The organism is Pseudomonas sp. BN505 (assembly GCF_029873175.1).
Lineage (GTDB): Bacteria > Pseudomonadota > Gammaproteobacteria > Pseudomonadales > Pseudomonadaceae > Aquipseudomonas > Aquipseudomonas putida.
In genome coordinates this window covers 1-20,997 of the sequence record NZ_SSOI01000020.1, presented here as the reverse complement: position 1 = coordinate 20,997, position 20,997 = coordinate 1, and the positions used below count along the sequence as shown (strand labels likewise).

At 63.4% G+C, this 20,997-nt stretch carries 19 protein-coding genes; 7 read left to right on the top strand and 12 right to left on the bottom strand.

Translation table 11 applies throughout. The features are described 5' to 3' along the window. Nucleotides 1-18 precede the first annotated feature (18 nt). Both E8E78_RS03055 and E8E78_RS03050 read right to left on the bottom strand, forming a co-directional pair. The gene (locus tag E8E78_RS03055) at nucleotides 19-870 is read right to left on the bottom strand and encodes a MaoC/PaaZ C-terminal domain-containing protein (RefSeq protein WP_280311801.1); all 852 of its coding nucleotides are present in this window, start codon (nucleotides 868-870) and stop codon (nucleotides 19-21) included. A 2-nt stretch (nucleotides 871-872) separates the two neighbouring features. After that, nucleotides 873-2,225 carry a 3-oxoacyl-ACP reductase gene (locus E8E78_RS03050; RefSeq protein ID WP_049274442.1) on the bottom strand — a complete coding sequence of 451 codons (1,353 nt, stop codon included), beginning with the start codon at nucleotides 2,223-2,225 and terminating at the stop codon, nucleotides 873-875. 119 nt (nucleotides 2,226-2,344) lie between these two features. Between E8E78_RS03050 and E8E78_RS03045 the strand changes: the two genes are divergently transcribed. Together E8E78_RS03045 and E8E78_RS03040 are read left to right on the top strand one after the other, a co-directional pair. After that, nucleotides 2,345-3,622 carry an acetyl-CoA C-acetyltransferase gene (locus E8E78_RS03045; RefSeq protein ID WP_049274443.1) on the top strand — a complete coding sequence of 426 codons (1,278 nt, stop codon included), beginning with the start codon at nucleotides 2,345-2,347 and terminating at the stop codon, nucleotides 3,620-3,622. 120 nt (nucleotides 3,623-3,742) lie between these two features. Then, entirely contained in the window at nucleotides 3,743-4,522 is a 780-nt protein-coding gene (locus E8E78_RS03040; RefSeq protein ID WP_049274445.1) for a helix-turn-helix transcriptional regulator, read from the top strand. 128 nt (nucleotides 4,523-4,650) lie between these two features. On the opposite strand, the gene E8E78_RS03035 is transcribed toward E8E78_RS03040, so the two are convergent. The 4 genes from E8E78_RS03035 to E8E78_RS03020 form a co-directional block, all read right to left on the bottom strand. Then, nucleotides 4,651-6,594, bottom strand: a complete 1,944-nt coding sequence (locus tag E8E78_RS03035) for a methyl-accepting chemotaxis protein (protein WP_016497880.1) — start codon at nucleotides 6,592-6,594, stop codon at nucleotides 4,651-4,653. Nucleotides 6,595-6,760: 166 nt separating this feature from the next. Further along, nucleotides 6,761-7,171 carry a Cu(I)-responsive transcriptional regulator gene (cueR, locus tag E8E78_RS03030; protein ID WP_016497881.1) on the bottom strand — a complete coding sequence of 137 codons (411 nt, stop codon included), beginning with the start codon at nucleotides 7,169-7,171 and terminating at the stop codon, nucleotides 6,761-6,763. Continuing rightward, on the bottom strand, nucleotides 7,168-9,567 hold the full coding sequence (locus tag E8E78_RS03025; RefSeq protein WP_061202613.1) for a heavy metal translocating P-type ATPase: 2,400 nt from the start codon (nucleotides 9,565-9,567) through the stop codon (nucleotides 7,168-7,170). Before E8E78_RS03025 ends, cueR begins: the two co-directional genes overlap by 4 nt. 52 nt (nucleotides 9,568-9,619) lie before the next feature. Beyond that, on the bottom strand, nucleotides 9,620-10,006 hold the full coding sequence (locus E8E78_RS03020; RefSeq protein ID WP_059395799.1) for a hypothetical protein: 387 nt from the start codon (nucleotides 10,004-10,006) through the stop codon (nucleotides 9,620-9,622). A gap of 145 nt (nucleotides 10,007-10,151) precedes the next feature. On the opposite strand from E8E78_RS03020, the gene E8E78_RS03015 reads away from it, so the two are divergent. Together E8E78_RS03015 and E8E78_RS03010 are read left to right on the top strand one after the other, a co-directional pair. Then, on the top strand, nucleotides 10,152-10,349 hold the full coding sequence (locus E8E78_RS03015) for a cation transporter (protein WP_016497884.1): 198 nt from the start codon (nucleotides 10,152-10,154) through the stop codon (nucleotides 10,347-10,349). Between the two features lie 242 nt (nucleotides 10,350-10,591). Then, entirely contained in the window at nucleotides 10,592-11,773 is a 1,182-nt protein-coding gene (locus tag E8E78_RS03010; protein WP_016497885.1) for a multidrug effflux MFS transporter, read from the top strand. Here E8E78_RS03010 and E8E78_RS03005 read toward each other — a convergent pair. Further along, a complete protein-coding gene (locus E8E78_RS03005; protein WP_080642756.1) occupies nucleotides 11,724-11,921 on the bottom strand; it encodes a hypothetical protein in 198 nt (65 codons plus the stop codon). The genes E8E78_RS03010 and E8E78_RS03005 overlap by 50 nt on opposite strands. Before the next feature lie 487 nt (nucleotides 11,922-12,408). On the opposite strand from E8E78_RS03005, the gene E8E78_RS03000 reads away from it, so the two are divergent. Beyond that, the gene (locus E8E78_RS03000) at nucleotides 12,409-13,122 is read left to right on the top strand and encodes a helix-turn-helix transcriptional regulator (RefSeq protein WP_049273704.1); all 714 of its coding nucleotides are present in this window, start codon (nucleotides 12,409-12,411) and stop codon (nucleotides 13,120-13,122) included. Nucleotides 13,123-13,141: 19 nt separating this feature from the next. On the opposite strand, the gene E8E78_RS02995 is transcribed toward E8E78_RS03000, so the two are convergent. From E8E78_RS02995 to E8E78_RS02975, 5 genes are all read right to left on the bottom strand, one after another. Then, a complete protein-coding gene (locus E8E78_RS02995) occupies nucleotides 13,142-14,089 on the bottom strand; it encodes an adenosine deaminase (RefSeq protein WP_049273703.1) in 948 nt (315 codons plus the stop codon). Between the two features lie 86 nt (nucleotides 14,090-14,175). Then, nucleotides 14,176-14,862, bottom strand: a complete 687-nt coding sequence (locus E8E78_RS02990) for an SDR family oxidoreductase (protein WP_059395797.1) — start codon at nucleotides 14,860-14,862, stop codon at nucleotides 14,176-14,178. A 371-nt stretch (nucleotides 14,863-15,233) separates the two neighbouring features. Further along, complete coding sequence (locus tag E8E78_RS02985) at nucleotides 15,234-15,818, bottom strand: YigZ family protein (RefSeq protein WP_049273699.1); 585 nt, start codon at nucleotides 15,816-15,818, stop codon at nucleotides 15,234-15,236. Between the two features lie 9 nt (nucleotides 15,819-15,827). After that, the gene (locus E8E78_RS02980) at nucleotides 15,828-16,490 is read right to left on the bottom strand and encodes a TetR/AcrR family transcriptional regulator (protein ID WP_016497890.1); all 663 of its coding nucleotides are present in this window, start codon (nucleotides 16,488-16,490) and stop codon (nucleotides 15,828-15,830) included. Between the two features lie 90 nt (nucleotides 16,491-16,580). Further along, complete coding sequence (locus E8E78_RS02975; RefSeq protein WP_026034606.1) at nucleotides 16,581-17,501, bottom strand: LysR family transcriptional regulator; 921 nt, start codon at nucleotides 17,499-17,501, stop codon at nucleotides 16,581-16,583. A gap of 115 nt (nucleotides 17,502-17,616) precedes the next feature. Here E8E78_RS02975 and E8E78_RS02970 point away from each other — a divergent pair, with 115 nt between their 5' ends. Both E8E78_RS02970 and E8E78_RS02965 read left to right on the top strand, forming a co-directional pair. Beyond that, nucleotides 17,617-18,963, top strand: a complete 1,347-nt coding sequence (locus tag E8E78_RS02970; RefSeq protein WP_280311800.1) for an aspartate aminotransferase family protein — start codon at nucleotides 17,617-17,619, stop codon at nucleotides 18,961-18,963. 77 nt (nucleotides 18,964-19,040) lie between these two features. Next, entirely contained in the window at nucleotides 19,041-20,534 is a 1,494-nt protein-coding gene (locus E8E78_RS02965) for a CoA-acylating methylmalonate-semialdehyde dehydrogenase (protein WP_049273695.1), read from the top strand. Nucleotides 20,535-20,997: the final 463 nt, after the last annotated feature.

Below are 20,997 nucleotides of genomic sequence, written 5' to 3'. Positions count from 1 at the left end.
GCGCAGCAGCCTCACGATTCAAAGGGGAGCCCAGCGCCCGACCATATGCAGCACCCCGGCATGCCCATCCAGCCGCAACGCACCCTCAGGCCCCGCCTCACTGGCACTGAGTACCACCTCCGACGGCAACCGCACCGGTTTGCGGAAATCCACTTCAAAGGCAAAGCCGCTGTGCGGCAGGTGCCCACGCAGTGTCGCCAGGGCCATGGCCTTGCTCCACATGCCATGGGCAATGGCCGTGGGGAAGCCAAACAGCCGCGCGCTGGTGGCACTGAGGTGGATAGGGTTGTAGTCCCCGCACACCTTGGCATAACGTCGGCCGATATCACTGTCGGCGTACCAGCGGGTGGCCTCGGGCAATGGCTCCGGTTCATCGTCGGCTGGCTCGCCTGCCTGGCCCTCCAGCTTCAGCCCGCGCACCAGCATGCGGCTGGTCTCCCGCCAGAGCAGGCCAATGCCGTCGTCTGCCTCGGTAATCAGGTCGAAGGTGCCGCCCTTGGCATGTGCCTGAAGGTTTTGCGCATACACCGCAAAGCGCAGCCCTTCGATACCACCAAGCGGGCGTAGCACCTCGATGCGGTTGTGCAGGTGCACCAGGCCGAGCAGCGGGAAAGGGAAGTTTGGGGCGGTCATCAACTGCAGCTGCAGCGTGAACGCCATGACGTGGGGATAAGTGCCTGGCAGGCGGCCATCGTCGATAAAGTGGCAAAGCCGTCTATAAGCTGCCAGGTTGCCCGGCTGAACCGGGATGAAACAGCGCAGGCCATCGTCCGGCAAGCGGTCACCGCTGATGCTGCGCTTGCTGGCTGCACGCAGGTACAGGCTGGCGCGGGCAGCCGGGCTTTGCAGGTCGTGCCAGTTTCTGCTCATGTTCACGCTCCCATCAAGGCCTGGCCGCACACACGCAGCACCTGGCCGTTGACTGCCCCGGAGCCTGGCTGGCTGAGCCAGGCGATCGCCTCGGCGACGTCCTGCGGGCGGCCGCCCTGGCCCAGCGAGCTCAAGCGCCGCCCGGCCTCACGTAGGCCCATGGGCATGGCCGCGGTCATGTGGGTTTCGATGAAACCGGGGGCGACAGCGTTGATGCTGCCGCCGTGTTCGGCGAGCCGGGGCGCCCAGGCTTGGGCCAGGCCGATCAACCCGGCCTTGCTCGCGGCGTAGTTGGCCTGCCCGCGGTTGCCGGCGATGCCACCGACCGAGGCCAGCAGGGTGATGCGCGCGTTTTCTCCCAGTGCGCCGTTGTCATACAGTGCCTGGGTCAGTAGTTGCGGTGCCTTGAGGTTGACCGCCATGACCGCGTCCCAGTATTCCGGGGTCATATTGGCCAAGGTCTTGTCGCGGGTGATGCCGGCGTTGTGCACCACGATGTCGATGCCGTCGGGCAGGGCGGCAAGCAGTTGCGTTGCCGCATCGCTGGCGCAGATATCCAGAGGCAGCGCTTTGCCACCCAAACGTGCGGCGAGGGCGTCGAGGTCCTGGCTGGCCTGTGGCACATCGAGCAGCAGCACATCGGCGCCGTCCCGCGCCAGGGTTTCGGCGATCGCGGCGCCGATGCCGCGTGCCGCGCCCGTGACCAGGGCGCGGCGGCCAGCCAGCGGGCGGGTCCAGTCGCCTACCTGGCTGGTGCAGGCTTCCAGGCGCAGTACCTGGCCAGAAATGAAGGCACTCTTGGGCGAGAGGAAGAACCGCAAGGCGCCTTCCAGCTGGTCTTCGGCACCGGGCGCGACATACAGCAGCTGGGCAGTCGCGCCATTGAGCAGCTCTTTTGCCAGCGAGCGGCTGAAGCCTTCAAGGGCCCGTTGGGCAACGCTGGACAATGGGTCGTCGAGGCTTTCCGGCGCGCGCCCCAGCACCACCACATGGGCGCTCGGGGCCAGGCTGCGCAGCAGTGGCTGGAAAAATTCGCGCAACTGCTTCAGCGCATCGCTGTCGGACAGATGACTGGCATCGAACACCACGGCTTTGATTTTCGGCCCCAGGCCGGCCACCCAGGCTTCGGCCTGCAGGTGGTCGGCATTGAAGCTGTAAAGCGCGTCGGTCAGGCGCGGGGCGATGGCTTCGACCTGGCCTGCCAGCGGCCCGCCCCCCAGTACCAGGGCCCCTTCGACCGGGCGCAGGCGGCCGGCTTGCCAGCGCTCCAGCGGCGCCGGGCGTGGCAGGCCGAGGGCATCCACGAGGCGGCGGCCGAGGTTGGAGTTGGCAAAACCGAGGTAGCGATCGCTCATGAGTGGGTCTCCGCAAAAGGCAAGCTTGAAAGTGTGGACCAACTTTGTGGCAAGGTCGTTCGAATGCGGTAAAAACACCTAGGCTGTACGGATCAAATTGTTTCAGGAGGAACAAGCACATGCGTTCACCTCGCAGGGTCGCGATCTTGGGCGGCAACCGAATCCCCTTTGCCCGCTCCAATGGCGCCTACGCCACGTCCAGCAACCAGGCGATGCTCACGGTCGCCCTTGAGGGCCTGATCGAACGTTATCGCCTGCATGGGTTACGGCTGGGGGAGGTGGTGGCTGGCGCGGTGCTCAAGCATTCACGCGACATGAACCTCACCCGCGAATGTGTGCTGGGTTCGCGCCTGTCGCCGCAGACCCCGGCGTATGACATCCAGCAAGCCTGCGGTACTGGGCTGGAAGCTGCGCTGCTGGTGGCCAACAAGATTGCCCTGGGGCAGATCGACTGCGGTGTTGCCGGCGGCGTGGATACCACTTCCGATGCACCGATTGCCGTCAACGAAGGCCTGCGCCACATCCTGTTGCAGGCCAACCGTGGCAAAAGCCTGGGCGAGCGACTCAAGCCTTTCCTCAAGCTGCGGCCTCACCATCTGAAACCCGAGTTACCACGCAACGGCGAACCGCGCACGGGCTTGTCGATGGGCGAGCATTGCGAGCGCATGGCCCAGGCCTGGCGCATTAGCCGTGCAGAGCAGGACGAGTTGGCGTTGCTCAGCCACCAGAAGCTGGCCGCCGCGTATGCCGAGGGTTGGCAGGAAGACTTGCTGACGCCGTTTTTGTCGCTGGCACGGGACAACAACCTGCGCCCGGACCTGAGCCTTGAGCAGTTGGCCAGGCTCAAGCCCGCCTTCGACCGCAGTGGCCAGGGCACGCTGACGGCGGGTAATTCCACACCACTCACCGACGGGGCCTCGGTGGTGTTGCTGGGCACTGAAGAATGGGCTGCGCAGCAGGGGCTTCAGGTGCTGGCTTACCTGGTCGATGGCGAAACCGCTGCGGTGGATTTCGTCACCGGCCGCGAAGGGCTGTTGATGGCCCCGGTGTATGCCGTGCCACGCTTGCTGGCGCGCAATGGCCTGACCCTGCAGGACTTCGATTACTACGAGATCCATGAAGCCTTTGCTGCCCAGGTGCTGTGCACCCTCAAGGCCTGGGAAGATGCCGACTATTGCCGCGAGCGGTTGGGGCTGGATGCGCCGCTTGGGGCGATTGACCGCAGCAAGCTCAACGTCAAGGGCAGCTCGCTGGCAGCTGGGCACCCGTTCGCCGCGACCGGGGGGCGGATATTGGCCAACCTGGCCAAGTTGCTGGCCACGGCGGGGAAGGGGCGTGGGCTGATTTCGATTTGTGCGGCGGGTGGGCAGGGGGTGACCGTTATCGTCGAGCGTTGATTTTCTGCAATACCGCGTCGCCTGCTTCGCGGGTAAACCCGCTCCCACAGGACAGCGCAGATGTCCCCGTGGTGTCCACCAGCTGTTAGGCTTGTCTGCTCAGAACTACAAGAAACCGCCATGCCGATCATCGGACATCCTCGCGCTATTCCTGCGCTGGACCATTTGCCCAGGCCCCTCTATGCCCGTGCCGAAAGCCTCGGTGCCGGCTCCTGGACCACCCGCCACCAGCACGACTGGGTGCAGTTTTCCTACGCCATCAGCGGCGTACTGGCCGTGTACACCCGTGACGGCAGTTACTTTGCCCCACCCCAGTGGGGTGTGTGGATCCCTGCCGATGCCGAACACGAAGTGCTGACCTCGATGCAGGCCGAGATGCGTAGCCTGTATGTGCGCCGCGATGCCTGCCCATGGGCACCAGAGCAATGCCGGGTGCTGGAGGTGACGCCACTGGCACGCGAGCTGATCAAGCAGTTCTGCCTGTTCCCGGCGGACTACCCGGAATATGACAGTGCCGAGGCGCGTTTGGTGGCGGTGCTGCTCGACCAGTTGCGCACCTTGCCGGAAGTCGGTTTTTCGCTGCCGTTGCCACGTCACGCTGGGTTGCTGGCGCTGTGCAACGGTTTGATCGCCGCGCCGGACCAGCCGCAGACTTTGCAGCAATGGGCGCGGGAGCTGGGGTGTTCGGAGAAGACGCTGATGCGGCTGTTCCAGCGGGAGACGGGGTTGAGCTTCCGCAACTGGCGCCAGCGCATGCGGTTGCTGTCGTCGCTGGCGCTGCTGGAGGCGGGGGAGAATGTGACCGAGGCGGCGTTGGGGTGTGGGTATGACTCCACTTCGGCCTACATTGCGGCGTTCAAGCAGCTATTTGGGGCTACACCTGGCGAGTTGAAACTCTAGGCATTATCTGCCTGTACCGGCCCTATCGCCGGCAAGCCAACTCCCACAGGGACTGCAAACCCTGAGGGCAGCGGGGTCCTGTGGGAGCTGGCTTGCCGGCGATAGGGCCGGGACAGGCAGTGCATCAATCAGGTGCGGAACCTGCGCACCAGCGAATCCAGCTCATTGGACAGCCCAGCCAGGCTCTCGGAGTCCTGGCGCGCCGCCTGGGCCAGTTCGGCCACCAGCTGCGCATCCCCGTGAATCTGGCTGATATGCCGGTTGATGTCCTCGGCCACCTGGTGCTGCTCCTCGGCCGCCGTGGCGATCTGCGTGTTCATGTCGCGAATCACATCCACCGACTCACGGATTTGGCCGAAACTGTCGCGGGCCAGGCCGATACGGCTCACCGACTGCTGCGACACTTCCAGGCTGGCATGCATCTGATCGGCCACTTCGGCCGTGCGGCTGGCCAGGTTGCCCAGCAGGCCGTCGATTTCGGCAGTGGAGTCGGCTGTGCGCTTGGCCAGGGCCCGCACTTCGTCGGCCACCACGGCAAAACCACGGCCCTGCTCACCGGCACGGGCTGCTTCGATGGCCGCGTTGAGGGCCAGCAGGTTGGTCTGTTCGGCAATCGAGCGGATGGTGCCGAGGATCGACTGGATAGCGTTGCTGTCACGCTCCAGCTGCTGGATCGACTGCGCGGACTGTTCGATCTCGTGGCTCAGGCGGTCGACGCTTTGTACGGCGGCGTCGATCTGCTGCTGGCCCTCGCGTGCTTGCTGCTGACCGCTGTCGGCCGACTGCGCCGCCTGGCTACAGGAACGGGCCACTTCGTTGGCGGTGGCGACCATTTCGTGGAAGGCGGTGGACACCATGTCCACGGCTTCGCGCTGGCGGCCAGCGGCTTCGGCCATGTCGCTGGAAACGCGGGTCGAGCTGCTGGAAGTGCTGAGGATTTTGCCGGCGGCAGCGCCGATGTGCTGGATCAGGCTGCGAATGGCGCCGAGGAACTGGTTGAACCAGCTGGCCAGTTGCGCGGTTTCGTCGCGGCCACGGATTTCCAGGTTGCGGGTCAGGTCACCCTCGCCCTGGGCAATGTCCTCCAGGCCGCTGGTGACGCTATTGATCGGGCGCACGATCAGCTTGGCGAAGCCTGCACCGACCACTGCGAACAGCGCGGCCAGCACTACGGCAATGCCGCCGATCAGCCAGGTCAGCCGGGTGGTGGTCTGCATCACTTCGCTTTGTTCGATCAGGCCGATGAAGGTCCAGCCCAGTTGCTCATCGGGGTAGACGTTGGCCATATAGCGCACGCCATTGAGCTCGACCTCGACCAGGCCTTTGCCGGCCTTGGCCAGCGCGGCATAGCCGTCGCCAAAGCTGGCCAGCTGCTTGAAGTTGTGAGCGGCGTCGCGTGGGTCGACCATGACGTTGCCGTTGCTTTCCACCAGCATAAGGTAGCCGCTTTCACCCAGCTTGATCTGTTTGACGATCTCGGTCAGGCCTTTGAGCGACACGTCGATGTTGACCACGCCGCCGGGATTGCCCAACTGGTTGGCCACGGCGCGCACTGTGCTGACCAGTACCGCGTCGTCGGCCGCCCAGTAGTAGGCGCCGGTACGCACGGTCTTGCCCGGGTTGGCCATGGCCAGTTGGTACCAGGGGCGGGTGCGTGGGTCGTAATTGACGAACTTCTGCCCGGCCGGCCAGCCGGTGTAGCCGCCGTCGTTCACACCGTAGGACAGGTAGGCATAGGACGGATGCGCGTTGGCCAGGCGGGTCATGAAGTCGAGGAGCTTGCCGGCCTGCTCGCCCAGTTCGTAGGACGGCGCGGCGCTCATGTACTTGTTCAGCTCGCTGCCGGTGGCGGCGACCATTGGCTGCGAAGCCATGTACTCGACGTTCTGGTTGATGCCCTGGAAGAAGATGTTCATCGCGTTGCTGACCTGGCGGATTTCCCGGCTGCTACCGTCGAGGAATCCGTCGCGGGCTTCGCCGCGCAGGTTGAGGACCACCAGGGTGGCCACGAGGACGATGGGCAGGCCGGCGATGACCGCGAATGCCCAGGTCAGTTTCTGTTTGATGCTCATCGACGCTCCCGGAATTTTTATTGTCGACCCACGAGGCAGGTAGCCAGTGCATCGGCAGCGTCCGGGTTTTATGTAGGAAAACGCCCGTATTTATTGGATAAAGTCGCGGTTGGTGACTATTCGGCCGCGTTTGGACGCTTTTGGCATACCAAACGCGGGTGACCGATCAGTGACAGCAACTTCCAGCAGCACCGTTGGCCAGGTCCTTGAGGATCGGGCAGTCCGGGCGGTCGTCCCCCTGGCAATGCGAAACCAGCTCGCCAAGGGTGTCGCGCAGGCTCACCAGTTCCTCGATACGCCGGTTCAGTTCATCGATGTGCTGCATGGCCAGTGCCTTCACATCGGCGCTGGCACGCTGGCGGTCTTGCCACAGGGTCAGCAGCTTGCCGACCTCTTCCAGGGAGAAGCCCAGGTCGCGGGAGCGCTTGATGAAGGCCAGGCTGTGCAAGTCTTCTGCCTGGTACAGGCGGTAGCCGCTGTCGCTGCGCGTGGCAGGTTTGAGCAGGCCGATGGATTCGTAATAACGGATCATCTTGGTGCTAAGCCCGCTGCGGCGGGCGGCCTGGCCGATGTTCATGGCGCTTCCTCGTTGGTGCTGGTGGGTTTCCACGCCTTGAGCCACAGCGCGTTGCTGACCACGCTGACGCTGGACAGGGCCATGGCGGCGCCGGCCAGTACCGGGTTGAGGTAACCCAGCGCGGCCAGCGGGATGCCGATCAGGTTATAGATGAACGCCCAGAACAGGTTCTGGCGGATTTTGGCGTAGGTCTTGCGGCTGATTTCCAGGGCGGCCGGCACCAGGCGCGGGTCGCCACGCATCAGGGTGATGCCGGCGGCCTGCATGGCCACGTCGGTGCCGCCACCCATGGCAATGCCGATATCGGCGGCCGCCAGGGCCGGGGCGTCGTTGATGCCATCGCCAACCATGGCGACCACGCCATCCAGCTTGAGCGCGGCCACGGTGGCGGCCTTGTCGGCCGGCAGCACTTCGGCATGCACATCGTCGATGCCCAGGGCGTCGGCCACCACCTTGGCGCTGCCGCGGTTGTCGCCGGTCAGCAGGTGGCTGCTGATGTGCTGTGCGTGCAGGGTATTTATGGCTTGCGCGGCGCCGGGCTTGAGGCTGTCACCGAAGGCGAACAGGCCCAGCACACGGGGTTGCGTGCCGCGTTCGATCAGCCACGACAGGGTGCGCCCCTCGGCTTCCCAGGCCTGGGCCTTGGCGGCCAGGTCACCGGGTTGCAGGGCGCTTTCGTCGAGCAGGCGGCGGTTGCCCAGGGCTAACTCGCGGCCCTCTACACATCCGGCGATGCCGCGCCCGGTCAGCGACTGGCTGTCGGTAACGCTTGGCACGTCCAGCTTCTGTTCGGCGCAGGCATCCAGCACCGCCTTGGCCAGTGGGTGCTCACTGCCGCGCTGCAGGGCGCCGGCCAGGCGGTGCAGGTCGGCGCTGTTGCCCACTTGCGCCTGGCTGTGGACAACCCGCGGGCTGCCAGAGGTAAGCGTGCCGGTCTTGTCGAAGACCACGCGGTTGACCGCATGGGCACGCTCCAGGGCTTCGGCGTCCTTGATCAGGATACCGTGGCGGGCGGCAACCCCGGTACCGGCCATGATTGCTGCAGGCGTGGCCAGGCCCAGGGCACAAGGGCAGGCGATGACCAACACGGCAACGGCGTTGATCAGTGCGGTTTCCAACGGTGCGCCGGCCAGCCACCAGCCGATCAGGGTGATCAGGGCCAGTACCAGCACGGCCGGGACGAACACTTGGCTGACCCGGTCGACCAGCTTCTGGATCGGCGCCTTGGCGGCCTGGGCGTCTTCCACCAGCCGGATGATACGTGCCAGCACGGTTTCGGTGCCCAGCGCCTGGGTGCGCACCAGCAATCGGCCTTCGCCATTGATGGCACCACCGGTAACACTGTCGCCGGGTTGCTTGGGCACCGGCAGGCTCTCGCCGCTGATCAGGGCTTCATCGGCATGGCTGCTGCCGTCTTCGACCACACCGTCTACCGGGAAACGCTCGCCGGGCTTGACCAGCACCAGGTCGCCCAGGCGCAACTGCGCGATGGCCACGTCTTGCTCCTGGCCGTCGACTACACGCAGGGCGCGTTCCGGGCGCAGTGCCTCAAGGGCGCGAATGGCGCTGGCGGTCTGGCGCTTGGCACGGCTTTCCAGGTACTTGCCCAGCAACACCAGGGCAATCACCACGGCCGAGGCTTCAAAGTACAGGTGTGGGGCCATGCCGGCAGGGGCCTGCGCCCACTGGTACAGGCTCAAGCCGTAGCCAGCGCTGGTGCCTAGCGCCACCAGCAGGTCCATGTTTCCGGCACCGGCGCGCACGGCCTTCCAGGCGGCTACGTAGAAGCGGGCGCCAAGAATGAACTGCACCGGCGTGGCCAGCAGAAACTGCGCCCATGCAGGCAACATCCAGTGCAGGCCGAATGGCTGCACCAGCATCGGCAATACCAGTGGCAGGGCCAACAGCAAGGCTGCGCCGACCGCCAGGCGCTCGTTGCGCAGGCGGCGCTGGGCAGCGCTTTGGTCGCCGTTTGCCGTTTGCGGCAGGCTGGCGCTGTAGCCGGCCTTGTGCACGGTGTCGATCAGCAGGTTGTCATCAACGGCTGCCAGCACTTCAAGGTGCGCGCGTTCGCTGGCAAGGTTGACGCTGACCTGCTCAACACCCGGCAGCTTCCCCAAGGCGCGCTCTACGCGGCCGACGCAGCTGGCGCAGGTCATGCCGCCAATCTGCAGTTCGACGGTACGGGTGGGCACGCCGTAGCCGGCTTCGCGCACGGCATCGACCAGGGCGGGCAGGCTGTTGGCCGGGGCCTGGACCCGGGCCTGTTCGGTGGCGAGGTTGACGCTGACCTGTTCAGCGCCGGTGACCTTGCGCAGGGCGCGTTCGACCCGGCCGGCACAGCTGGCGCAGGTCATGCCGGAGATCGGCAGGTCATATGTGGTGGATGCGGGCATGGCTCTCCTCCTTGGACAGGCCTCCAGCATCAACCTTGCCATGCAGGTAAGGTCAATAGCCCAGGCCGGCTCGCTTCAACTCCAGCCCATATTGCCCCATGGCGATGCGGTATTTGTTGATCTGGCCCGCCTGCAGGTTCAAGCGTGTGCTGCGTTGGTCTTCGATGCCCGCTGCGCAGCCTGGCATCTGCCCTGGCAAAAGGCGCAGGCGCACATCTACCGGGCCGGGCGGCAGGTTGAACGAGGTGGATTGCTCCTGGAACACACGCCCGGAAAGCTGATCGTTGAGGTAGACGCCGATTTCGCAGTTGGTGGCCACTTCCAGGCGTTCCCGGGAAATGATCAGTACGCTGTAGTCCGAATTGCCCTCGGCACTGGCCGGTGGCACCGCAGCCAGCGCGCTCAATAGCCCGACGACGCCCAATGCTGCCCTGAACATGAAGAATCTCCTGCTTGCCTGATCGTCAAACGCGAAGCTTGGCCGACGCGGGCGCGGATTTCCACCCCAGGTGTTGCTGGCAGGGCTTGACCTTGCCCCGATGGCAAGCTTGAGACTCGTTGAAAACCTGAAGGAGGCAACCCCCATGCAAGTGTTCAATGTACAAGGCATGACCTGCGGCCATTGCGTGAAAGCCGTGACCCGCGCGGTGCAGGAGCAGGATGCAGCGGCCAAGGTCGAGATCGATCTGGCAGCCAGGCAGGTACGGGTGCAGAGTGAACTGGGGCAGGAGCAGATCCTTACGGCCATTCGTGATGAAGGTTATCAGGCCGAACTCGCCTGAAGACTTGGCAGTGGGAGACTCACCTGTGGGAGCGGGCGTGCCCGCGAATACGCGTAGCCGGTGCCATCCACCGCGTTGCCTGATTCGCGGGCACGCCCGCCCCCAGAGGAACCGCGGCAATTTTCAGGTTTCGAGCCAGACAATTGTGGCCGCAAGGCCCAGGTTTGTTGCAAATGTTTTCATACCGATAGTGGCCACAGCGGGTAGAATCAATCACTTGCTTAGCCTGCTATGGATTCCTGATGAACCTGCGAATGGTGCTCATCCTGGGCGCACTCAGTGCGTTCGGGCCCTTGGCGATCGACTTCTACCTGCCCGCCTTCCCGGCCATGGCGCAGGCGTTCGCCACCGATGAAAAACACATCCAGGCCACTTTGGCCGCCTACTTCCTCGGCCTGTCCATCGGCCAGTTGGCCTATGGCCCGGTAGCCGACCGCTTTGGCCGGCGCATACCGCTGATGTTCGGGGTGACCCTGTTCACCCTGGCGTCGCTGGCCTGTGCCTATGCCCCCAACCTCGACACCCTGGTACTGGCGCGCTTCGTCCAGGCACTGGGCGGTTGTGCCGGCATGGTGCTGTCGCGGGCCATCGTCAGCGACAAGTGCGACCCGGTGGCCTCGGCCAAGGTGTTTTCGCAACTGATGCTGGTCATGGGCCTGGCGCCGATCCTGGCACCGATGCTGGGCGGGGTGCTGGTGAACCTGGCGGGCTGGCAGTCGATCTTCCTGGCCTTGAGCCTGTTCAGTGCCGGCTGCCTGCTGGCGGTCAGCCTTGGCCTGCCGGAAAGCCTGCCTGAGCACATGCCACGTCAGCCGCTGTCTGGCGCTTTGCGCCAATACCTGCGTTTGCTTGCAGACCGGGTGTTCCTTGGCCATGCCTTGACCGGTGGTATCGCCATTGCCGGCATGTTTGCCTACATCGCCGGTTCGCCTTTCGTGTTCATCAAGCTCTATGACGTGCCGGCCGAGCACTACGGCTGGCTGTTCGGTACCAACGCCGCCGGCTTCATCCTGGTGGCACAGGTGAATGCACGTCTACTGGCCAAGCGTGGCCCGGCGTTCCTGCTGGCGCGCGGGGTGTGGGTGTACCTGGCGGCAGGCCTGGCGCTGTTGGGCGTGGCAGCCTTGCAGCCGACACAGTTGTGGCCGCTGCTGGTACCGCTGTTCATCTGCATCGCCAGCCTGGGCTGCATCATCCCCAACGCCTCTGCCTGCGCCATGAGCGGGCAGGGCGCACGCGCTGGCAGCGCCTCGGCACTGATGGGCTGCCTGCAGTTCAGCGTCGCCGCAGGGGCGGCGGCACTGGTCGGCCTGCTGCATGATGGCAGTGCGGTGCCGATGGCGACGGTGATCAGCTTGTGCGGTGCACTGGCGGTCAGTGTCGCGCTGCTGACCCGACGCTTGCAGGCCAGGCGTCCCGCATAAGCGGGTGAGGTGCCTGCAGGCGGGTTTCGAGCGTGGCGACGAAGGCCCGCGCCTCGGCCTCGCTGCGGAAACTGACCACGTGTTGATCGAGCTGGACCTGCCAGGGGCAGGCAGGGTTTCGGCTCGATGCACTGACGACAATTTTCATCGCGGCAAACCTCCAGAAGGGGGAGCCGCTCAAGTGTAGCGCCGCCCCTCGTGGCTGCCACGGGCTGCATCAGTGTCCTGACTGACGGTCGACAGGCGCATTTCCTCTCCCTGTTTCCCGCTTTGGGCGTAATGCCCGCAAACTCGCAGAACCTTCGCTTCGTTGCGCGCTATTTGCGGAACATTGCTGTGGGCCGTATCTGAAATTGCAGGCGGTCTTTTTTCATCAAGATGTTTCTACGCCGCTGTACGCGTATATCGGACCTTTGGTTGACCGGGTTCCGGGCAGTTTTCCGAGGCTGTTTCACTGTTTGCCAAGGGTAGGCATACCCAGTGGTTTTTCGCCGCAGGTATGTCGGCAGGTGAGCGTCTGAACGGCGTTTGCTGCGGCCTATACTTGCGACCCAGGCCAGTGACAGCGAGAGGTGCTTCCCTGCCAGGGTTGGCCATCGCATCCACACCGTGAACTTGCAGGGAGTTACAGGGATATGAACGCAGCCAGCAGTATCAGCCAGATTGCCAGCCTGATGGCCGACCCGAAGCGCAGTGCCATGTTGTGGGCATTGATCGACGGCACGCCACGGCTGGCCAATGAGCTCGCGATAATGACCGGCCTGACTTCGTCATCGGCCTGCGCGCACCTTTCGTTGCTGTCGTCTGCCGGATTGCTCAGGCATGAAGCACGTGGCCGCAAGCGCTATTTCCGCCTGGCGACACCGCAGGTCGGGGCCGCCGTGGAGGCCTTGGCCAGCGTTCAGCTGGAGGGCGCCAGGGGGGAGCAGGCCAAGGCGCCGGTATCACCTTTGCCCATGTCGATGCGCCGCGCACGTCGTTGTGGCGATCACCTGGGTGGGGAGCTGGCCAGTGAGCTGTACCATCGCGTGGTGGTGGCCGGCTGGCTGGAAGGCAGCGGCCGACAGTTGATGGTAAGTGACGAGGGGCGGGCGCAGTTGGCGCTTGTCGGGGTCTACATCGATGCCCTGGCGCCACACCAGCAACGTGGTTGCGTGATCTGCCGTTGCACCGAGTGGAACGATCAGGCCCCGCACCTGGGGGGCGTGCTGGGCCAGGCCTTGTTCAGGCTGTTTCTGCAATCTGGCTGGATGCGCGAGGCCGAGGACACGCGGGCATTGCATATCTCGGCGCTGGGTATCCAGCAGATCAATCGCATAGCCCGCGTGGCGACGTTGCAGGTCGGCTGAGCGCAACGGCGTCGGTCAATCAGACCAGCCGGGCATCCAGGCTGTTCTGCGCCAGCCGACGGGCCTGGTCTTCGGTCATGCCCAGGTGTGTGTGCAGGGCGTGGAAGTTTTCCGTCACGTAGCCGCCGAAGTAGGCCGGGTCGTCCGAGTTGACCGTAACCTTCACGCCGCGTTCGAGCATGTCCAGGATGTTGTGCTGGCTCATGTGGTCGAACACGCAGAGCTTGGTGTTGGACAGCGGGCACACGGTGAGCGGGATCTGCTCATCGATGATGCGTTGCATCAGGCGCTCGTCCTCGATGGCGCGTACGCCGTGGTCGATACGCTTGATCTGCAACAGGTCGAGCGCTTCCCAGATGTACTCGGGCGGGCCTTCTTCGCCGGCATGGGCAACGGCAACAAAGCCTTCGCTGCGGGCCCGGTCGAACACGCGCTTGAACTTGCTTGGCGGGTGACCCATTTCCGAGCTGTCCAGGCCGACGGCGATGAACGCGTCGCGGAACGGCAGGGCCTGGTCGAGGGTTTTTTGCGCTTCCTCTTCACTGAGGTGGCGCAGGAAGCTGAGGATCAGGCCACTGCTGATGCCCAGTTGCTTGCGGCCGTCGTTCAGCGCCTGGTTGATGCCATTGAGCACCACTTCGAAAGGGATGCCGCGGTCGGTGTGGGTTTGCGGGTCAAAGAACGGTTCGGTGTGGATCACGTTCTGGGCTTTGCAGCGTTGCAGGTAGGCCCAGGTCAGGTCGTAGAAGTCCTGCTCGGTACGCAGCACATCCGCGCCCTGGTAATACAGGTCGAGAAACTCCTGCAGGTTGTTGAAGGCATAGGCACCACGCAGGGTCTCCACATCGGCCCAGGGCAGGGCGATCTTGTTGCGCTCGGCCAGGGCGAACAGCAGCTCGGGCTCCAGCGAGCCTTCCAGGTGCAGGTGCAGTTCGGCCTTGGGCAGGGCGTTCAACCAGTCATACATAGTGGGGCATCTCAATCAGGTACGGTTGCCGCCATTCTACAGGGGCTGGCCGGGCATTGCGCCCGGCCAGGCTGCGACCCGTTGAATCACCAGACCAAGGGTTCGCCCTTGTAGTTGATGAAGCGCAGGCCGCCGTTGCCGCTTTGTGCGTTGATCTGGTCGAGCATGCCGCGGGTGCTGGTGAACACGTCGATTTCGGCGTTTTCGCCGCCCATGTCGGTTTTCACCCAGCCCGGGTGCATGGCCAGCACGCACAGGTCGGGGCGCTGTTGTTCAACCACGAAGCTGTTGATCATCGAGTTGAGCGCTGCCTTGCTGGCCTTGTACAGGCAAATTTCGCCCCCGTCGGGGATGGTTACGCTGCCCAGGATCGAACTCATGAAGGCCAGCACGCCGCTGCCCTCGCGCACCTGGCCGACCAGGCGGCGGGCCACGCGGATGGGCGACACGGCATTGGTCATGAACAGGTCGCCGATGTCCTTGTTTTGAACCGTCTCCAGGTCTTGCGGCAGGGGGCCCATGACGCCCGCATTGACGAATACCAGGTCGAACACCTGGCCTTGCAGGCGTTGTTTCAGCCCATCGAGTTGGGCGGTGTCGTTCATTTCCAGCTGTTCGATGCGCACGCCGGGCACGTCCGCCAGGGCACCGGGTTGCTGTGGGTTGCGCACGGTGGCAGTGATGTTCCAGCCGTCTTCGTTCAGGCGTTGCACCAGGCCCAGGCCAAGCCCGCGCGAGGCGCCGATGATAAGTGCGGTTTTTGCATTAGCCATGTGAACGCGCTCCGTGGTCGGTGAAAGAGAAAGGTATTTGAGAATAATCCACAGCGGCACTCACTGCCTTGCCGATGACTGTATAAAAAACGATCAACTGCGCCGGGGCCTTGCCCGGCCGGGCGCTTCGCCTGTTGGCGCACGGGTTATCCACAAGCTGATCCACAGTTATTGTGTGCAAGCCTACGATCTTGCAGGCAGCCCCGCCTGGCCGCGTGTTGGGGATAACTCGTGAGCTTTCAGCAGTTTGCGGCTGTCATCAAACAGTGATCAAAATATGATCAAAGCTCTGGAGGCCATGAAAACAGTAGCTTGCAAGCGACTGCCCCAAGCTTATCCACAGGCGGGCCCACAGTTGTTGTGGGCAATGTTCAGCATGCTTCGAGCAGGATGCGCCCGCGGCTCAGGTCGGCCAGTTGCTGCTGCAGTGGCGCCCTGTGGGCATCACCAAGCGCGATCAGCAGGTCTACGCCATTGGCGGTGAACTGTTCATTCAGTACCAGGCCGTCCACCTCCGCCAGGCGCAGTTTAACCAACGCGAGTTCGCTGAAACTGCAACTGCAGGTGAATTCGCTGCGCTGCACCAGCAGCCGCTTGGGTGCCTGTTGCAGGCACTTGTTGGCGCCGCCGCCATAGGCCCTCGCAAGGCCGCCGGTACCCAGCTGGATACCGCCGTACCAGCGGATCACCAGCACTACGACCTGGTCGCAGTCCTGCGCTTCGATGGCTGCCAGGATCGGCCGGCCTGCGGTGCCGCCGGGTTCGCCGTCATCGTTGCTGCGGTACTGCCCGCCGAGCTTCCAGGCCCAGCAGTTGTGGGTGGCGGCAAGGTCGCTGTGGCGTTCGATAAAGCTCATCGCATCGGCGGCACTGTTGATCGGCCCGGCGAGGGTGATGAAGCGGCTCTTGCGGATGTCCTCGCGGTATTCGCAGAGGTCGAGCAGGGTAGAAGGCATAAATGACGGTTACACAGCGGGCTTGATGCCGCAGCCCTTCAGAATGATGTGGATAAGGTTGTTGCTTGCGTCTTCCATGTCCTGCTTGGTCAGGCGGCTGCGGCCGGTAACCTGGCAGATCTGGGTAGCGAAGTCGGCGTAGTGCTGGGTGCTGCCCCAAAGCAGGAAGATCAGGTGCACCGGGTCGACCGGGTCCATCTTGCCGGCTTCGATCCAGGCCTGGAACACGGCAGCCCGGCCGCGGAACCACTCGCGGTAGTCAGCACTGAAATATTCGGTCAGGCAGGTGCCACCGCTGATTACTTCCATGGCGAAAATCCGCGAGGCCTGCGGGTTGCGGCGCGAGAACTCCATCTTGGTGCGGATGTACTGGCTCAGCGCTTCACCGGGGTCGTCCTCGACGCTCAAGGCGTTGAAGGTACTGTCCCACAACTCGATGATGTTGCTGAGCACGGCAATGTACAGGCCCAGCTTGTTGGTGAAGTAGTAGTGCAGGTTGGCCTTGGGCAATTCCGCCTTCAGGGCGATGGTGTTCATGCTGGTGCCCTTGAACCCATGGCGAGCGAACTCGTCCTCGGCGGCCTGGATAATGGCCTGTTCGTTTTTCTGGCGGATGCGGCCCGCGGGCTTGCCCGAGGCGGAGAGGCGGTGCGCAGGGACTTCTAGGGTCATGGACGATTCCGTACGGGTCAGTGGCTGCGGCTGTCGGACAAGATTACCTGCCTGCGCCGAAGTGACAAGCGTTTGCGGCACAGACTGGCATCAACGTGTCGCAGCCAGGCTGTCGAGGAAGCTTTCCAGTACCAGGTTGGGCCGCCGGCCCTTGCGCGTTACCCAGCTCAGGCTCAGGTCATAGAAGCGCTGTTGGGGCTTGAGGGCGCGCAAGCGGCCTTGCTGCACCCAAAATGTGGCGTAGTGGTCGGGCAGGTAGCCAATGTAGCGCCCGGTGAGGATGAGAAACGCCATGCCTTCGCGGTCCGAAGCACTCGCCGTGCAGTTCAGCGCCTGGTAATGGGCCTGGATGTCGGCGGGCAGGCGGAATGTGGGGGTGATGGCTTCCTGGCTGTTGAGGCGGTCGTCGTCGACCTGCTGGTCATCGGCATAGAACAGTGGGTGGCCGACCGCGCAGTACAACAGCGAGCGTTCGCTGTACAGCGGCTGGTACTCAAGGCCCGACAGCGGGCTGGTCTGAGGTACCACACCAACATGCAGGCTGCCGTCGAGCACGCCGTGTTCGACCTGGCTGGGGGCGATCATGCGGATCTGGATACGCACATCGGGCCCGCGGTCCTTGAGTTCGGCCAGGGCATGGGTGATGCGCATGTGCGGCAGGGTGACCAGGTTGTCGGTCAGGCCAATGTTCAACTCGCCACGCAAGTGCTGGTGCAGGCCGTTGACCTCGGTGCGAAAGCTTTCCAGTGCGCTGAGCAGTTGCAGTGCCGAATGGTAGACCTCGCGGCCTTCCTCGGTCAGCGAGAAACCGGCGCGGCCACGCTGGCACAGGCGTAGGCCAAGGCGTTGCTCCAGGTCGTTCATTTGCTGGCTGATGGCCGAGCGGCCAATGCCCAGCACGTTCTCGGCGGCCGAAAAGCCACCGCACTCGACCACGCTGCGGTAGATCTTCAGCAGGCGGATGTCGAAATCGCTGACTTGGGCGAGTGGATCGGGGCGTCGGCTCATCAGTTTAGTCACGGCCTGTCTGAAGATTAGAAATGTTGGCTTTTTCAGACTTTATCGCCGTGCCAATTTAGCTGCAACAACATACATCGTTGCCTAATCGTCTTCCGAGGAACCGCCGATGAACATGCCCGAAACCGCTCCCGCCGGTATCGCCAGCCAGCTCAAGCTGGATGCCCACTGGATGCCTTACACCGCCAACCGCAACTTCCACCGCGACCCACGGTTGATCGTGGCGGCCGAAGGCAACTACCTGGTCGATGACCAGGGGCGCAAGATCTTTGATGCGCTGTCTGGCCTGTGGACCTGCGGCGCCGGGCACACCCGCAAGGAAATCACCGATGCGGTGACCCGTCAGCTGGGTACCCTGGACTATTCCCCGGCGTTCCAGTTTGGCCATCCGCTGTCGTTCCAGCTGGCGGAAAAGATTGCCGATCTGGTTCCAGGCGATCTGAACCACGTCTTTTATACCAACTCCGGTTCCGAGTGCGCCGATACCGCGCTGAAGATGGTGCGTGCCTATTGGCGCCTGAAAGGCCAGGCGACCAAGACCAAGATCATCGGCCGTGCCCGCGGCTACCATGGCGTGAACATCGCCGGTACCAGCCTGGGTGGCGTGAACGGTAACCGCAAGATGTTCGGCCAGTTGCTGGATGTCGACCACCTGCCTCACACCGTGCTGCCGGTGAACGCCTTCTCCAAGGGCATGCCGGAGGAGGGCGGTATTGCCCTGGCTGACGAAATGCTCAAGCTGATCGAGCTGCACGATGCCTCCAACATCGCTGCGGTGATCGTCGAGCCGCTGGCGGGGTCTGCCGGTGTACTGCCGCCGCCTAAGGGTTACCTGAAGCGCCTGCGTGAAATCTGCACCCAGCACAACATCCTGCTGATCTTCGACGAAGTGATCACCGGCTTTGGCCGCATGGGCGCGATGACCGGTGCTGAAGCCTTCGGCGTCACCCCGGACCTGATGTGCATCGCCAAGCAGGTAACCAACGGCGCCATCCCGATGGGCGCGGTGATAGCCAGCAGTGAGATCTACCACACCTTCATGAACCAGCCGACGCCGGAATACGCCGTGGAATTCCCGCACGGCTACACCTATTCGGCCCACCCGGTGGCCTGCGCCGCCGGTATCGCCGCGCTGAACCTGCTGCAGAAGGAAAACCTGGTGCAGTCCGCCGCCGAGCTGGCGCCGCACTTCGAGAAGCTGCTGCACGGCGTGAAGGGCACCAAGAACGTTGTCGATATCCGTAACTATGGCCTGGCCGGCGCCATCCAGATCGCCGCCCGTGACGGTGATGCCATCGTCCGCCCGTACGAAGTGGCGATGAAATTGTGGAAGGCAGGCTTCTATGTACGCTTCGGTGGCGACACCCTGCAGTTCGGCCCAACGTTCAACACCACGCCGCAGGAACTGGATCGCTTGTTCGACGCCGTCGGCGAAAACCTGAACCTGATCGACTGATCTTTCCGATTTCGATGCCAGGCGCGCGCATGTATAGATAGCGCGCCTGCCTCTACCTTCTATATCCGGAGTTTTGCATGAGCATTGTTCAGCACCTGATCCATGGCGAGCTGGTTTGCAAAGGTGAGCGCACCGCCGATGTCTTCAACCCGTCCACCGGCCAGGCTGTACGCAAGGTTGAGCTGGCCAGTCGCGCGACCGTGCAGGAAGCGATCGACTCCGCCAAGGCGGCCTTCCCGGCCTGGCGCAACACCCCACCGGCCAAGCGCGCCCAGGTAATGTTCCGCTTCAAGCAACTGCTGGAGCAGAACGAAGCCAAGATTTCGCAGATGATCAGCGAAGAGCATGGCAAGACCTTGGAAGACGCAGCCGGCGAACTGAAGCGCGGCATCGAGAACGTCGAGTTCGCCTGCGCAGCGCCAGAAGTATTGAAAGGCGAGTACAGCCGCAACGTCGGCCCGAACATCGATGCCTGGTCCGACTTCCAGCCGCTGGGCGTGGTCGCTGGCATTACCCCGTTCAACTTCCCGGCCATGGTGCCGCTGTGGATGTATCCACTGGCCATCGCCTGCGGCAACGCTTTCATCCTCAAGCCTTCCGAGCGTGACCCCAGCTCGACCCTGTACATCGCCCAGCTGCTGCTGGAAGCCGGCCTGCCGAAAGGCATTCTGAACGTGGTGCACGGTGACAAGGAAGCGGTGGATGCACTGATTGAAGCGCCAGAAGTAAAAGCACTGAGCTTTGTCGGTTCAACGCCGATCGCCGAGTACATCTATGCCGAAGGCACCAAGCGTGGCAAGCGCGTGCAAGCCTTGGGTGGCGCGAAGAACCACGCGGTACTGATGCCGGATGCCGACCTGGACAATGCCGTCAGCGCACTGATGGGCGCGGCCTACGGTTCGTGCGGCGAGCGCTGCATGGCCATTTCGGTGGCGGTATGCGTGGGTGACCAGGTGGCCGATGCCCTGATTGCCAAGCTGGAACCGCAGATCAAGGCACTGAAGATTGGTGCCGGCACTTCGTGCGGCCTGGACATGGGCCCGCTGGTAACGGCTGCTGCCCGTGACAAGGTAGTGGGTTACATCGATGACGGTGTTGCTGCTGGCGCCAAGCTGGTGGTGGATGGCCGCGGCTTCCGTGTGGCCGGTAATGAAGATGGCTACTTCGTGGGTGGCACCCTGTTCGACAAGGTGACCCCGGAGATGCGTATCTATAAAGAAGAGATCTTCGGCCCGGTGCTGTGCGTGGTGCGTGTGAACAGCCTGGAGCAGGCCATGCAGCTGATCAATGATCACGAGTATGGCAACGGTACCTGCATCTTCACCCGTGACGGTGAAGCGGCGCGCCTGTTCTGCGACGAGATCGAAGTGGGCATGGTAGGTGTGAACGTGCCGCTGCCGGTGCCGGTGGCTTATCACAGCTTTGGTGGCTGGAAGCGTTCGCTGTTCGGTGACCTGCATGCCTATGGCCCGGACGGGGTGCGCTTCTATACCCGTCGCAAGGCGATTACCCAGCGCTGGCCGCAGCGTGCCAGCCATGAAGCGTCGCAGTTTGCATTCCCTAGCCTTTAAGGCAGGTAACTAAAAGCGGGGAGGCCGAAAGGCCTCCCCGCTTTGTTTTTGGGGGTGTTCGCCTTGGGGATTCAGCAGTGTTCGGCTTGGGTCTTTCAGCGCCTGTGAGATCGAGCGCCGCCCGCGCGGCGCTCGATCTCATAGGCGCAGAAGGTGTTGTGGCGGGCACCTGTTAGCCTTTCTAGGGTATTTCCCGCTTATATTTCAGTTTCTTGAAATTAAAGGTTGACGCCCTTCCGAATCCCCTTATAATGCGCCCCACTTCCAGCGACATCGGAACGACAAACTCCTTGAGATTCAATGAGTTAGATAGTTAAGGTGCTGCTGAAAGGGCTACGATCGAAAGATCGCAAGCGGTTGAAATGGTGGTTGACAGCGCTTCTAAACGCTGTATGATTCACCTCCCGCTACGAGAGATCGCAGCGAGTTAAGTGTTTGAAGCTAAACGAGTTTCTCGGAAAAA

Coding starts and splice junctions, on each gene's coding strand:
- E8E78_RS03055 (WP_280311801.1), bottom strand. CDS start 870: ATGAGCAGAAACTGGCACGACCTGCAAAGCCCGGCTGCCCGCGCCAGC.
- E8E78_RS03050 (WP_049274442.1), bottom strand. CDS start 2,225: ATGAGCGATCGCTACCTCGGTTTTGCCAACTCCAACCTCGGCCGCCGC.
- E8E78_RS03045 (WP_049274443.1), top strand. CDS start 2,345: ATGCGTTCACCTCGCAGGGTCGCGATCTTGGGCGGCAACCGAATCCCC.
- E8E78_RS03040 (WP_049274445.1), top strand. CDS start 3,743: ATGCCGATCATCGGACATCCTCGCGCTATTCCTGCGCTGGACCATTTG.
- E8E78_RS03035 (WP_016497880.1), bottom strand. CDS start 6,594: ATGAGCATCAAACAGAAACTGACCTGGGCATTCGCGGTCATCGCCGGC.
- cueR (WP_016497881.1), bottom strand. CDS start 7,171: ATGAACATCGGCCAGGCCGCCCGCCGCAGCGGGCTTAGCACCAAGATG.
- E8E78_RS03025 (WP_061202613.1), bottom strand. CDS start 9,567: ATGCCCGCATCCACCACATATGACCTGCCGATCTCCGGCATGACCTGC.
- E8E78_RS03020 (WP_059395799.1), bottom strand. CDS start 10,006: ATGTTCAGGGCAGCATTGGGCGTCGTCGGGCTATTGAGCGCGCTGGCT.
- E8E78_RS03015 (WP_016497884.1), top strand. CDS start 10,152: ATGCAAGTGTTCAATGTACAAGGCATGACCTGCGGCCATTGCGTGAAA.
- E8E78_RS03010 (WP_016497885.1), top strand. CDS start 10,592: ATGAACCTGCGAATGGTGCTCATCCTGGGCGCACTCAGTGCGTTCGGG.
- E8E78_RS03005 (WP_080642756.1), bottom strand. CDS start 11,921: ATGAAAATTGTCGTCAGTGCATCGAGCCGAAACCCTGCCTGCCCCTGG.
- E8E78_RS03000 (WP_049273704.1), top strand. CDS start 12,409: ATGAACGCAGCCAGCAGTATCAGCCAGATTGCCAGCCTGATGGCCGAC.
- E8E78_RS02995 (WP_049273703.1), bottom strand. CDS start 14,089: ATGTATGACTGGTTGAACGCCCTGCCCAAGGCCGAACTGCACCTGCAC.
- E8E78_RS02990 (WP_059395797.1), bottom strand. CDS start 14,862: ATGGCTAATGCAAAAACCGCACTTATCATCGGCGCCTCGCGCGGGCTT.
- E8E78_RS02985 (WP_049273699.1), bottom strand. CDS start 15,818: ATGCCTTCTACCCTGCTCGACCTCTGCGAATACCGCGAGGACATCCGC.
- E8E78_RS02980 (WP_016497890.1), bottom strand. CDS start 16,490: ATGACCCTAGAAGTCCCTGCGCACCGCCTCTCCGCCTCGGGCAAGCCC.
- E8E78_RS02970 (WP_280311800.1), top strand. CDS start 17,617: ATGAACATGCCCGAAACCGCTCCCGCCGGTATCGCCAGCCAGCTCAAG.
- E8E78_RS02965 (WP_049273695.1), top strand. CDS start 19,041: ATGAGCATTGTTCAGCACCTGATCCATGGCGAGCTGGTTTGCAAAGGT.